We start from the raw sequence: 13283 nt of genomic DNA on the forward strand, positions 1-13283 counted from the left end.
ACGAAATAACCCGACTGCGGCCGGCTATCGATCAATCCGCGGCTTTCCAGCATCAAATAGGCGCGCAGCACGGTCGTGATGCTGAGCCGGAGCTGCTTGCTCGCCTGCCGCACCGACAGAATCCGTTCACCAGGCCGATATACGCCTCGCTCGATCTGCGCCTGAATATCGTCGGCCAGTTTCTCGTACCGCTTCATGCGGTCATCCCCTTATTTTTTCCCATATCCTGCGAGCACAGTTCCCCTCTTGCGCCGCATCAACTTCGGCAACTGTACTTCATTTCAATGGGCTCAGGTGTATGTCCATGCTTCATTTTGTCGCGCGTAATCTCCTTACATCCACCCAACACCGGCCCCAAAGACCGGCCCATCATGAAGAAATCCAGCGACGCACACATCGAACCGTACACCCACCCCGCCGCGGGTTGGGGTGCCCTCAAGGCCGTCACCGTGAACCTGATCAAGGAGCGCGTTCCCGGCGGCAAGTACAAGATGTTGTTCCGACAGAACCAGCCTGACGGTTTCGATTGCCCGGGCTGCGCTTGGCCGGATCGGGAACATGCATCGACCTTCGAGTTCTGCGAGAACGGCGTGAAAGCCGTCGCGGCCGAAGCGACAAGCCGGCGCGTCACGCCCGAGTTCTTCGCGAAGCACACGGTCACCGAGCTGCTCGAACAGACCGATTACGAGCTGGAACAGCACGGCCGCCTGACCGATCCGATGGTCTACGACGAGCAGACAGACCGCTACAAGCCGATCGCGTGGGACGACGCGTTCACGATGATCGCCAACCAGCTGCGCGCGCTGAAGGATCCGAACGAAGCGGCGTTCTACACGTCGGGACGCGCAAGCAACGAAGCCGCGTTTCTGTATCAGCTGCTGGTGCGCCGCTTCGGCACGAACAATTTCCCCGACTGCTCGAACATGTGCCACGAAGCGACGAGCCGCGGCCTGCCGCCGACGGTCGGCATCGGCAAGGGCACGGTCACGCTCGACGATTTCGAACACGCCGACACGCTGCTGATCTTCGGCCAGAACCCGGCGACGAACCATCCGCGGATGCTCGGCGAGCTGCGCGAGGCGGCGAAGCGCGGCGCGACGATCGTGTCGATCAATCCGCTCAAGGAGCGCGGGCTGGAGCGTTTCGCGGATCCGCAAAGCCCGCTCGAGATGATGACGTTCTCGGGCACCAACATCGCCTCGACGTTCATCCAGCCGACCCTCGGCGGCGATTTCGCGCTCATCAAGGGTGTCGCGAAACGCGTGCTCGAGTTCGACGACGATGCGGTCCGCAACGGCACGGCACGCGTGCTCGACACCGCGTTCATCGCCGAGCACACGTCGGGCTTCGACGCGTTCGCGGCGGACCTGCGCGCGGAAGACTGGGCGGCGCTCGTCGCGGAAAGCGGCGTGTCGTACGAGCAGATCGACGGCCTCGCCCACCTCTACGCCCGCAGCGAGCGCGTGATCTCGACGTGGGGCATGGGTCTCACGCAGCACAAGCATTCGGTTCCGATCATCCAGATGCTGACCAACCTGATGCTGATGCGCGGCAACATCGGCCGGTCCGGCGCGGGCATCTGCCCGGTGCGCGGCCACTCGAACGTGCAGGGCAACCGCACGGTCGGCATCGAGGAAAAGCCGTCGCAGGCGTTCCTCGACCGGCTCGGCGAGGTGTTCGATTTCGAACCGCCGCGCCATCACGGCTACGACGTCGTCGAAACCATCGACGCGATGCTCGAAGGCCGCATCAAGTTCTTCATCGGGCTCGGCGGCAACTTCGCGATGGCGACGCCCGACACGCCCCGCACGTGGGAAGGGCTGCGCAGTTGCGATCTGACCGTGCAGATCACGACGAAGCTCAATCGCAGCCATCTGATCCACGGCCGCAACGCGCTGATCCTGCCGACGCTCGGCCGCACCGAGATCGACCTGCAAAACGGCGTCGCGCAAGGCGTGACGGTCGAGGATTCGATGAGCATGGTGCACGTGTCGTACGGCATGAACAAGCCGGCATCGCCGAACCTGATGTCGGAAACGGCCATCGTCGCGCGCATCGGTCACGCGCTGTTCGGCAGCGACAAGATCGACTGGCTCGGCTACATCAACGATTACGCGCGGGTGCGCGATGCGATCGAGGCGACGCTGGAGGGCTTCGAAGACTACAACGCGCGCATCGAGAAGCCGGGCGGCTTCCATCTGCGGGTCGCGTCGCGCGAGCGCGAGTGGCTCACCCCGACTGGCCGGGCGAACTTCATCCCGCATGCGCTGCCGTCCGACACGCCGATCCAGCAGGCGCGCGCGAAGCACGGCAAGCGTCTGATGACGCTGATGACGACGCGTTCGCACGACCAGTACAACACGACGATCTACGGTCTCGACGATCGCTATCGCGGCGTCTTCGGCCAGCGCCGCGTCGTGTTCGTCAACCCGGACGATCTCGCGATGCTCGGCCTGCAGGCGGGCGACTGGGTCGACATGGAAACGGTCTGGCACGACGGCATCGAGCGCCGTGCCGAAGGCTTCCTGCTCGTCGCCTATGACATCCCGCGCGGCTGCATCGGTGCGTACTACCCAGAAACCAACCCGCTCGTGCCGCTCGACAGCGTCGGCGACATCTGCAACACCCCGACGTCGAAGTCGGTGCCGGTGCTGCTGTACCCGACCGCTGCCCCCACGGCACTGGCCGCCTGAACCGGAAACCGAACGATGATCGTCCGTCCGCGCGAGCACTGGCTGCGCATGCTGTTCGTCTGGAATGACTCGGTACTCAAAACGATCATGCCGCAGCTTGCGCTGACCCTCGCCATCAGCCTCGTCGCGCTGTGGAGCGGCGGACGCATCTTCGGCGAAAAGGTGCAGCTGAATCCGACGACGCCGTTTACGCTCGTCGGCCTGACGCTGGCGATATTCGCGGCATTTCGCAACAACGCGAGCTACGACCGCTTTCGCGAAGCGCGCGTGCTCTGGGGCGGCGTGCTGATCGCAGCGCGCACGCTGACATCGCAGGCGCTCACCTACCGCGCGGTCGAAGGCGATCACGAGCGCCGCGCCTTCGTCCGCATGGTGATCGCGTTCGTCTATGCGCTCAAGCATCAACTGCGCCGCACCGATCCGTCGGCCGACCTGCGCGCGCTGCTCGACGACGAAACCTACGCCGACATCACGTCGGCGCGGTTCCGCCCGGTCGCGATCGTGCATCGCATGCGTGCGATGCTCGCCGCGCGCAGCGATGCCGGCAAGCTGTCCGACACGCGGCTGTGGATGCTCGATGCGCGGCTCGACGATCTCGTCAGCATGGTCAGCGGCTGCGAACGCATCGCTTCGACGCCGATCCCGTTCGCCTACGACGTGCTGCTGCATCGAACCATCTACGCGTATTGCATGCTGCTGCCGTTCGGGCTCGTCGACGTGATCGGCGCGGCGACGCCGTTCGTCTCGGTATTCGTCTCGTATACGCTGATCGCGCTCGACGCAATCGCCTACGACATCGCCGAGCCGTTCGGCATCGGGCCGAATCATCTCGCGCTCGACGCGATGTCCCGGCAGATCGAGCGCTCGCTGCTCGAACTGAACGGCGATCCGCTGCCGGGCGAAATCGCGCCGGGCAAGCACTATCGCCTGACGTGACGCGCCAGGCGGCACCGCGCATCACACGCAATAAGCGCTCGCAAACGATAAGGATCGACAGTCAACAGCGCATGCCCGCCCTGCGCTTCCCTCTGCAAGCGCCGGAAATTCATCCAGGAAGCGCGCGGCGTGGCAGCCATGAACGGCGGCCATATCACCCTGGCCGAGCAGCGCGCGCTGAACCAGCAGGAAAACGCGGTCAGCAACAAGATCGGTCGATAAGCGTCCGTTCGACGACACCCGAAGCGCCCGCCGCCGTCCCGCACGGCGGCGGGCGTTGTTGTATCGAATCGTTTCAAAGCGGGTGCCGCGTTTTCCCCGCGGGTATACTCCGCCGCCTGCCGCTTCACGAATCCGCTGAAAAACAGTGCATTCCAGGGCAGTTTCGCCGCGAAACATCGCGTTCCTGCCGCGACATGAGAGACACGACGACATCAACATGAAACGATTCCTTCTCCTCCTCCCCGTTGCCGCACTCGCCGCCTGTAGTTCGGCGCCCACGTCCGAATCCGCCGGGTCCGGCGAGAACGCGATGATCTACGTTTCGTCGCAGCGTCCAGCGGCGTCGATCGCGAGCTGTCTCGGCAGCCGGCTGCCGAACACCCATCTGTCGAAGCGCAACGACGCGACCGACATCACCGTCGGCCCGCGCTCGAATGGCGCCTATTTCGTCACGCTGACGCCCTACCACGGCAACACGGTCATCAAGGTCGTGCGCGGTACGGCAAGCGAGCCGCCGGAGGAACAGTTCCGCTTCGCGATCGCCCGCTGCGCGACCTGACCCACGGGGTTCGGCATCGGCCGCCGTCCCGGGCGAACCGCCGATGCCTTGTGCGCGGTATGTCCGCACATGACGTTTTTTTCGACCGGGCTGCCGTCGATGAGAGAATCGCACCACCTCTCTTTCCGATGGAGCCCGCATGAAGCACCTGCTGTCCAAGCTGTTCGTCAGTGCCGCGCTCACCGCGCTCATGCCCGCGCTGCCGGTTCAGGCCGCGACGCCGGCCGGCATCTTCGTCGTCGCCACGCAGCTCGGCGAATTCACGACCCTCGATCCGAGCGAGATCTACGAACTGGTGCCATCCGAATATGTGGCGAACACCTATGAACGGCTGGTGCGCGTCGACCTGAAGGATCCGACGCATTTCAACGGCGAGCTCGCGCAATCGTGGAGCATCGGCGGGGACGGGACCACCTATACGTTCAAGCTGCGCCCGGGCCTGACCTTCCATTCCGGCAATCCGCTCACGGCAGACGACGTCGCGTGGTCGCTGCAGCGCACCGTGCTGCTCGACAAGGGGCCGGCCGCCGTGCTCGGCGATCTCGGGCTGTCGAAGGCGAACGTCGTACAGAAGGTTCGTGCCATCGATCCGCAAACCGTGGTGCTCGAGACCGACCGCAAGTACGCGCCGAGCTTCGTCCTCAACGTGCTGAGCGCCTGCCCGGCGTCGGTGCTCGACAAAAAACTGCTGATGTCGCACCAGCAGGGCAACGATTTCGGCAGCGCGTGGCTCAAGACCGGCGACGCCGGCTCCGGCCCCTACCAGCTCGTCAAGTGGACGCCGAACGAGAGCATCGTGCTGCAACGCTACGACGCGTACCGCACGCCCTATCCGATGAAGCGCGTGGTGCTGCGCCATGTGCCGGAGGCGTCCGCGCAGCGGCTGCTGCTGGAGAACGGCGACGTCGACGCCGCGCGCAACCTGAGCCCCGACAGCCTCGCCGCGCTGACCAGGGCCGGCAAGATCAGGGTCACCGCCTGGCCGGTATCCGCACTGCTCTATCTGAGCCTCAACACGAAGAACCCGAATCTCGCGAAACCCGAGGTTCAGGAAGCGATGAAGTGGCTCGTCGACTACGACGGCATCCAGCGCAACATCGTCAGCACGACCTACAAGGTGCACGAAACGTTCCTGCCGGAAGGCTTCCTCGGCACACTGAACGCACGTCCGTACCGGCACGATGTCGCAAAAGCCAAGGCCCTGCTGGCAAAGGCCGGTATGTCGGGCGGCTTCTCGGTCACGATGGACATGCCGAACGACTACCCCTACATCGAGATTGCACAGGCGCTGCAGGCAAACTTCGCGCAGGGCGGCATCAACGTGAAGCTGATTCCCGGCGATGCCAAGCAGGCGATCGGCAAGTATCGCGCGCGTCAGCACGACATCTTCATCGGCGAATGGTCGCCCGACTACATGGATCCGAACAGCAACGCGCGCGCCTTTGCATGGAATCCGGACAATGCCGACCAGGCGGCGAACAAGACGCTCGCGTGGCGCAACAGCTGGCGTATCCCGCAGCTGACCAGAGAGACCGAGGCCGCGCTCGTCGAGCCGTCGCCGGCGAAGCGCGCGCAGCGCTACGAAGCGCTGCAGCAGGCGGTACTCGCGCAATCGCCGTTCGTGATCATGTTCGAGAAGGTCGTGCAGGTCGCGACACGGCCGGGCGTCACCGGGCCGGAGATCGGCCCGATCAACGATCTCGTTTCGTATCGGACATTGAAGAAGTAACCTCGGCCAGCGCGCCCGCGAGACCGGGCGGGCGCGCGTTTCATCCGGCCGGCATCGTGTCCAGGCGCTCCGCCGCGCGCCGCAATCCGCCCAGGATGCGATCCGCGACCTTCGCCGGAAACCCGCCCGGCAACGCCCCGCCAACCGTGTCGATCACCTGCGGCGTCGCCGCGATCAGCCGCTCGACGATCGGCGCGGCGATGTCGCCAAGCAGGCATTGCTCGGCCATTGCGCTGAAATGGCGCCGCGTGATGTCGCGCATCGCGTAGTGCTTGCGCTTGCCATGCACCGCCATCGCGAGCTTCGCCTTGTGCCACGACCACTGGTTCGCGCCGTCGCCCTCGACCGGCCAGATCGACATCACGTCGTACAGCGGCGTCAGCCGGTAGCGGCCGCCCGCCAGCAGCCGCAGGCTGAAATTCTTCGCATGGCCGTCCGGCGCCGCCAGCATCCAGAACACGATCAGCGCCGCGAACAACGTGTCGAGATCGGCGGCGGCATCCTCCGACCGCCGGAGGATGTTGACCAGATCCGGCACGCCCGGCCCGCCATGCGCCTCGTATTTCAGGTGCGGCGGCACGCCGAGCGCCTGACAGAAATCTTCCTGCGGCAAACGCAGCAGCCAGCGGCCGTCGCGATGCAATGCGCGGTCGAAGCGCGCGACGGACAGCACCTTGTGCGGGCCGAACGTCAGGATCTCCGCGTCCGGCACCGGCAGCCCGAATGCCCGCAGGATCGCCAGGCACAGCCATTCGTTTTCGACGGACGTCGTCAGATCGGCGCGCTTGTTGCCGACGAGGCCCAGCGGCAGCTTCAGGATGTGCGTGGTCGGCGTCGCGCCGTGCGGGCGCAGCCAGCGTCCGTCATGCCGAAGCAGCGCGGTTTTTTCCTGTGCGCCGGCCAGCGACAGACGGAAATCGTCATCGTCGTCCCAGACGCCGGCTGCGGCACCGCTCGCCTGATCGAGCAGCCGCGCGACGTCGTCGTCCGACAATACGGTGCCGTCGATGCGGTCGTAACCGACCGGCGTTTCGTTTTCGCCGAGCAACTGCACCGCGCCGACGCAGTCGCGGCCGAGCGCGGCGAGCAGATCGAACGGCTCGAGCGTCGCCGTGCCGAAACGCGTCGCGAGCCGGCGGCGGATCGCTTCGCTGTCGGGCAACAGATTGTCGAAATAGTGATTCACCCGCTCGCCGCGCAGCGGCGAATCGCCCACGCCGAACGGCAGCGACAGCGACAACGGACGCCCCGCCGCCGAGTGCTTCCAGCCGGCGTCGTACAGAAGCTCCATGTCGCCGCGCGCGGGGATGCGCCAGACGCCGACGCGGATGCCGTTGGCCCAGATCGATAGCGCGCGCGCATGCGATTTGCGGCCCATGCCTACCACTCCGCGTCGGCCGCGCCGCTCTCGCCTTTCGTGCGCACGCTCAGCTCAAGGCCGTAAAGCGCGGTCAGCGCAAGCAGCTGATTCAGCGACAGGCTGGCGGTGCGCGTCGTTTCGAGCAGCGACAGGCGCGGCTGCCCGATTCCGACGCGCGCGGCGGCTTCCGCTTGCGTCATGCCCTTGGCCTGACGCGCGGACGACAGGATTTCCCCCAGTTGGTCAGGGGTGTTGACGATGACGTTCACGGTGCATGTATTCCTGTGGGCAATAAATGCAGTATATTCCCCTCAAGCATAAAAGCAAATTATTTTCCACAAGAATAATTGCAAGATATTCCCAAGAAGAATATTTGGATATCCGCGGCATGCGCTCACTTGCCGCCGTCGCCCGTTGTCCTTATCCGCACGGCGCTATCGCCAAGCTTCGCGCCATAGTTTTTTTAAGCTGGCGCGAATTATTTTGGCTTCGTCAGATGGATGACAACCGATCCTCCTGCAACAACGATCCAACAGTCATGACCTGCGCGTTCGCCCGCATCGTCGACGCCGACGCGGACTTCATCCCCGGCATCCAGTCGACACGCGGCATCGGCCATACGCGCCCCCGCGCCCCCGCCCAGCTGCACCCGCGCGCGTTCCGTCCGGACGGCCAGTCCGGCTCGTCTGGCGATTCGCTGAACCCGGCGTTCTCCCGCGTCACCGGCATCCCGCTCTTGCCCGTGCACGCGCGCATCGTCGTGCGTGGTGCATGCGGCGGCCTTCCAGCCTGTCGCGCGCGAGGGGTGGCATGACGCATTGCCGGGCTCGCACGCGTTGCCGCAGATCGACCACGCCGATCGGGCGATCCACGGCCTTCGATGTGATACACGTCCCCACTTCCACTCACCCACCGATGGAGCGCACATGAAACCTCTGCTTTCCCGGTTCGTCGCAGCGCTTGCCGCTGCTCCCGTGCTCGCCGCCGCGCCGCTGTCCGCCGCGCGCGCCGACACGCCGAAGGACATGTTCGTGATGGCCACGCTGCTGTACGAATTCACGATGCTCGATCCCGGCGAGGTCTACGAGCTGGTGCCGGAGGAATACGTCGCGAACACCTACGACCGGCTGATCCGCGTCGACCTGCGCGATCCATCGAAATTCAACGGCGATGTCGCGCAATCGTGGACCGTGAGCCCGGACGGCCTGACCTTCACGTTCAAGCTGCGTCCCGGCCTCAGGTTCCATTCCGGCAACCCGCTGTCGGCCGACGACGTCGCATGGTCGATCCAGCGCGCGGTGCTGCTCGACAAGGGGCCCGCCGCGGTGCTCGCCGGCATCGGGCTGACGAAGGCGAATGTTGTCGCGAACGTGAAGAAGATCGACGATTCGACGGTTGCCATCACGACCGACCAGAAATACGCGCCGACCTTCGTGCTGAACGTGCTCGGCTCGTGGCCGGCCTCGGTGCTCGACAGGACATTGCTGCTGTCGCACCAGCAGAACAACGATTTCGGCAACGGCTGGCTGAAAACCGGCGAAGCCGGTTCCGGCGCCTACCGGCTCGTCAAGTGGACGCCGGGCGACAGCATCGTGCTGCAACGCTTCGACGGCTACCGGCTGCCGCTCGCGATGAAGCGCATCGTGCTGCGCCACGTGCCGGAAGCGGCAAGCCAGCGCCTGCTGCTCGAAAACGGCGACGTCGATGCCGCCCGCGACCTGAGCCCCGACGATCTCGCGGCGGTCGCGAAATCCGGCAAGGCGAAGGTCGCGCCGTCGCCGCAGGCGACGTTGCTGTATCTCGGCCTGAACATGAAGAATCCGATGCTCGCGAAGCCCGATGTCCAGGAAGCGCTGAAAAGCCTGGTCGACTATTCGGGCATCCAGAACCACGTCGTGAAGACCACCTACAAGGTGCACCAGACGTTCCTGCCCGACGGTTTCCTCGGCACGCTCGACGCGAATCCGTACCGCCTCGACATCGCGAAGGCGAAAGCGCTGCTCGCGAAAGCCGGTGTGCCGGACGGTTTTTCCGTGACGATGGACGTACGCAACGACTACCCTTACACCGAGATCGCACAGGCGGTGCAGGCGAATTTCGCGCAAGCCGGCGTGAAGGTCCAGCTGATTCCCGGCGACAACAAGCAGACGCTCGCGAAGTACCGTGCGCGCCAGCACGACATCTATATCGGCGAATGGTCGGCCGACTACATCGACCCGCACAGCAATGCGCAGGGTTTCGCGTGGAATCCCGACAACTCCGACAAGTCGAGCTACCGGATGCTCGCATGGCGCAACAGCTGGGCCATTCCGCAGCTGACGAAGGACACCGACGCCGCGCTCGCCGAACCGTCGGCCGCGAAACGCCCGCAGCGCTATCAGTCGATGCAGAAGGACGTGCTCGCGCGCTCGCCATTCGTGATCATGTTCGAGAAGGTGGCGCAGGTCGCGACGCGGCCCGGCGTAAGCGGGCTCGAAGTCGGGCCGATCAACGATCTCGTGTCGTACCGCAACCTGAAGAAACAGTAAGCATCGCCGCATGTCGACGCCCGTCCCCTCCCTCGAAGCACTGCGCACGCTGCCCGCGCGCCGCCCGGCCGTGCGCTGGGCGCTGCGCGTGCTGCGCTGGGCGCTCACGCTCGCCGTCACGTTCGCCGGGCTGCTCGCACTGACGTTCGTGATCGGCCGCAAGGTGCCGATCGACCCTGTGCTCGCCGTGCTCGGCGATCGCGCATCGGCCGAATCCTATGCGGCCGAGCGCATCGCACTCGGCCTCGACAAGCCGCTCGCCACGCAATTCCTGATCTATGCGCGCGACGTGCTGCATGGCAATCTCGGCATCTCGCTGCTGACATCGAACCCGGTGCTCGACGACATCAAGCGCGTGTTTCCCGCGACGCTCGAACTGGCGACGCTCGCGACGCTGATCGGTATCGCGATCGGCGTTCCGCTCGGCGTGGCGGCGGCCGTGAGGCACAACCGGCCGATCGACCACCTCGCGCGCTTCATCGGCCTGATCGGCAGTTCGGTGCCGGTATTCTGGCTCGGCCTGATGGGTCTCCTGCTTTTCTATGCGCGGCTGCACTGGGTCGCGGGGCCCGGCCGGCTCGATCCGGCGTTCGACGGCATGGTCGACACGCGCACCGGCAGCCTGCTGATCGATGCCGCACTCGCCGGCGAATGGGACGTGTTCCGCAACGCGCTGTCGCATATCGCGCTGCCGGCGGCGATCCTCGGGTATTACTCGGTGGCTTATCTGAGCCGGATGACGCGCTCGTTCATGCTCGATCAGCTCAGCCAGGAATACATCGTCACCGCGCGCGCGAAGGGTCTCTCGGAAAGCCGCGTCATCTGGCGTCACGCGTTCGGCAACATCGCGGTGCCGCTCCTGACCGTCATCGCGCTCACGTACAGCCATCTCCTCGAAGGCTCCGTGCTGACCGAAATCGTGTTCGCGTGGCCCGGTCTCGGCTCGTATCTGACAGGCGCGCTGCTCAATGCCGACATGAACGCGGTACTCGGCGCCACGCTCGTGATCGGCGCGATGTTCATCACCGTCAACCTGCTGACCGACGCGCTGTACCGCGTGTTCGATCCGCGCGCCCGGTGAGTGCCGCCATGCGCACCCTGCCTCTCATGCCATCACACCCCATCCCGAAGAAGGTCGTCCGATCATGAATGCCGAGCGCCCGTCCATGCGCGCATGGCTCCTCTCCGATGCGCCCGCCTCCCGTTCACAGGCCGCGCTCGGCCTCGCATACCGCCGCTGGCGGCGCTTCGCCGCGAATCCGCTTAACCTGTTCGGGCTCGCGATCCTCGTCGCACTGATTGTCGTTGCGATCCTGAGTCCGTTCCTGATGCCGCACGATCCGTTGCAGCAGGTGCTGGCCGACCGCCTGTTGCCGCCGGGCTCGCCGTCGCACTGGCTCGGCACCGACCAGCTCGGCCGCGACATCCTCTCGCGGCTGATCGGCGGATCGCGCATCACGCTCGGCATCGCGCTGCTCGTCGTCGTGATCGTCGTGCCGATCGGGCTCATGATCGGCACGACCGCCGGCTATTGCGGCGGCATGGTCGACAGCGTGCTGATGCGCATCACCGACGTCGCGCTCGCCTTCCCGAAGATCGTCCTCGCGCTGGCGTTCGCGGCGGCGCTCGGACCCGGCGTGATCAACGCGGTCGTCGCAATCTCGATCACGGCGTGGCCCGCGTATGCGCGGCTCGCACGCGCCGAGACCATCCGCATCGCGCAGGCCGACTTCATTCACGCGGCGCGGCTGCAAGGCGCATCCGGACTGCGCATCGTGCTGCGCTACATCGTGCCGCTCTGCATGTCGTCGGTGATCGTGCGCGCGACGCTCGACATGGCCGGCATCGTCCTGACGGTCGCGGGGCTCGGCTTCCTCGGCCTGGGCGCGCAACCGCCGAGCCCGGAATGGGGCTTCATGGTCGCGTCGGGCCGCAATGTGCTGCTCGACGCATGGTGGGTCGCGACGCTGCCCGGCGCGGCGATCCTGCTCGTCAGCCTCGCGTTCAACCTGCTCGGCGACGGCCTGCGCGACGTCTTCGATCCCCGACATGGAGCGTGACATGCCAGCGAACCACGCCGACGCGCCGCTCTGCGAGATCGACGGACTCCGGATCGGCTTTCGCGGCCACGACGGCACCGTGACCGACGCCGTGCGCGACCTGTCGCTGACGCTCGCGCCCGGCGAGCGGCTCGGCATCGTCGGCGAATCAGGCTCGGGCAAGTCGCTGACCGGGCGCGCGCTGCTCGGCCTGCTGCCCGATGCCGCACGATGGTCGGCGCGCGCGATGCGCTTCGGCGGACACGACCTGCTCGCGATGCCGCCGCGCGAACGCAGACGGCTCTGCGGCAGCCAGATCGGAATGATCCTGCAGGATCCGAAGTATTCGCTGAATCCGGTGATGACGGTCGCACGGCAGATGGGCGAAGCATTCCGGCTGCGCGAACCGGGGCTGCGCGGTCGCGCGCTGCGCGAACGGATCGTCGATGCGCTGGCCGCCGTGCAGATCCGCGATCCGGCGCGCGTCGCCGATGCCTATCCGCACGAACTGTCCGGTGGCATGGGCCAGCGCGTGATGATCGCGATGATGGTGTCGACCGGCCCGCGCCTGCTGATCGCCGACGAGCCGACGTCGGCGCTCGACGTCGCGGTGTCGATGCAGGTGCTCGCCGTGCTCGACGAGATGATTGCGCGGCACGGCACGGGCGTGATGTTCATCAGCCACGACCTGCCGCTCGTGACGTCGTTCTGCGATCGCATCGCCGTGATGTATGCGGGGCGTGTCGTCGAAACCTGCGCGGCGCGCGATCTGAAGTACGCGAAGCATCCGTACACGCGCGGACTGCTCGCCACGATGCCGCCGCTTGCGAACCCGCCCGATGAACTGCCGGTGCTGCAACGCGATCCGGCGTGGCTGACCGAGGACGCCCGATGATCGACATCGACCACGTATCGATCCGTTTTCCGACCCGCACCGGCCATGTCGATGCGGTGCGCGATGCCAGCTTCGCCGTGCGCGAAGGCGAAGTATTCGGACTCGTCGGCGAATCGGGTTCCGGCAAGTCGACGCTGCTGCGCGCGCTGACCGGCCTCGTGCCGCTCGCGTCCGGCCGCCTGTCGATCGACGGCCGGCCAATCGACGGCAAGCTCGACCGCGCATTTCGCCGCAACGTGCAGATGGTGTTCCAGGATCCGTACGCGTCGCTGCATCCGAGCTTCACGGTCGACCAGACGCTGCGCGAGCCGCTGACGATCCA

14 protein-coding genes are annotated in these 13283 nt (G+C 65.9%); 10 read left to right on the forward strand and 4 right to left on the reverse strand.

What is annotated here, in order from left to right; all coding sequences use genetic code 11:
- The coding region (locus tag KH616_RS12730; protein WP_292244943.1) for a winged helix-turn-helix domain-containing protein at positions 1-197 on the reverse strand (197 nt) is incomplete at its 3' end.
- A gap of 171 nt (positions 198-368) precedes the next feature.
- Between KH616_RS12730 and KH616_RS12735 the strand changes: the two genes are divergently transcribed.
- Positions 369-2693: an FdhF/YdeP family oxidoreductase gene (locus KH616_RS12735; protein WP_292244968.1), complete on the forward strand. Its 2325-nt coding sequence runs from the start codon at positions 369-371 to the stop codon at positions 2691-2693.
- 15 nt (positions 2694-2708) lie between these two features.
- The gene (locus KH616_RS12740; RefSeq protein WP_292244945.1) at positions 2709-3629 is read left to right on the forward strand and encodes a bestrophin family ion channel; all 921 of its coding nucleotides are present in this window, start codon (positions 2709-2711) and stop codon (positions 3627-3629) included.
- A 21-nt stretch (positions 3630-3650) separates the two neighbouring features.
- Here the strand turns inward: KH616_RS12740 and KH616_RS12745 are convergent, their stop codons facing one another.
- Complete coding sequence (locus KH616_RS12745) at positions 3651-4070, reverse strand: hypothetical protein (protein ID WP_292244949.1); 420 nt, start codon at positions 4068-4070, stop codon at positions 3651-3653.
- Here KH616_RS12745 and KH616_RS12750 point away from each other — a divergent pair.
- Complete coding sequence (locus KH616_RS12750) at positions 4069-4410, forward strand: sugar ABC transporter ATPase (protein WP_292244951.1); 342 nt, start codon at positions 4069-4071, stop codon at positions 4408-4410. The two genes, KH616_RS12745 and KH616_RS12750, sit on opposite strands and share 2 nt — an antisense overlap.
- A gap of 139 nt (positions 4411-4549) precedes the next feature.
- Positions 4550-6139, forward strand: coding sequence for an ABC transporter substrate-binding protein (locus KH616_RS12755; protein ID WP_292244952.1), 1590 nt, complete (start codon positions 4550-4552; stop codon positions 6137-6139).
- Positions 6140-6179: 40 nt separating this feature from the next.
- Here KH616_RS12755 and KH616_RS12760 read toward each other — a convergent pair whose 3' ends face one another.
- Together KH616_RS12760 and KH616_RS12765 are read right to left on the reverse strand one after the other, a co-directional pair.
- The gene (locus tag KH616_RS12760; protein ID WP_292244953.1) at positions 6180-7517 is read right to left on the reverse strand and encodes a type II toxin-antitoxin system HipA family toxin; all 1338 of its coding nucleotides are present in this window, start codon (positions 7515-7517) and stop codon (positions 6180-6182) included.
- 2 nt (positions 7518-7519) lie between these two features.
- Complete coding sequence (locus KH616_RS12765; protein ID WP_292244954.1) at positions 7520-7768, reverse strand: helix-turn-helix transcriptional regulator; 249 nt, start codon at positions 7766-7768, stop codon at positions 7520-7522.
- 26 nt (positions 7769-7794) lie between these two features.
- Between KH616_RS12765 and KH616_RS12770 the strand changes: the two genes are divergently transcribed.
- The 6 genes from KH616_RS12770 to KH616_RS12795 form a co-directional block, all read left to right on the forward strand.
- Positions 7795-8313, forward strand: a complete 519-nt coding sequence (locus KH616_RS12770) for a hypothetical protein (protein WP_292244956.1) — start codon at positions 7795-7797, stop codon at positions 8311-8313.
- Positions 8314-8425: 112 nt separating this feature from the next.
- Positions 8426-10027, forward strand: coding sequence for an ABC transporter substrate-binding protein (locus KH616_RS12775; RefSeq protein WP_292244957.1), 1602 nt, complete (start codon positions 8426-8428; stop codon positions 10025-10027).
- 10 nt (positions 10028-10037) lie between these two features.
- Complete coding sequence (locus tag KH616_RS12780; protein ID WP_292244959.1) at positions 10038-11108, forward strand: ABC transporter permease; 1071 nt, start codon at positions 10038-10040, stop codon at positions 11106-11108.
- A gap of 64 nt (positions 11109-11172) precedes the next feature.
- Positions 11173-12087: a nickel transporter permease gene (gene nikC, locus KH616_RS12785; RefSeq protein ID WP_292244961.1), complete on the forward strand. Its 915-nt coding sequence runs from the start codon at positions 11173-11175 to the stop codon at positions 12085-12087.
- A gap of 1 nt (position 12088) precedes the next feature.
- Entirely contained in the window at positions 12089-12961 is an 873-nt protein-coding gene (locus KH616_RS12790) for an ABC transporter ATP-binding protein (protein WP_292244963.1), read from the forward strand.
- On the forward strand, positions 12958-13283 hold a 326-nt coding region (locus KH616_RS12795), incomplete at its 3' end, for an ATP-binding cassette domain-containing protein (RefSeq protein WP_292244965.1). The genes KH616_RS12790 and KH616_RS12795, both read left to right, overlap by 4 nt.

The organism is Burkholderia sp. (assembly GCF_018375725.1).
Taxonomy (GTDB): domain Bacteria; phylum Pseudomonadota; class Gammaproteobacteria; order Burkholderiales; family Burkholderiaceae; genus Burkholderia.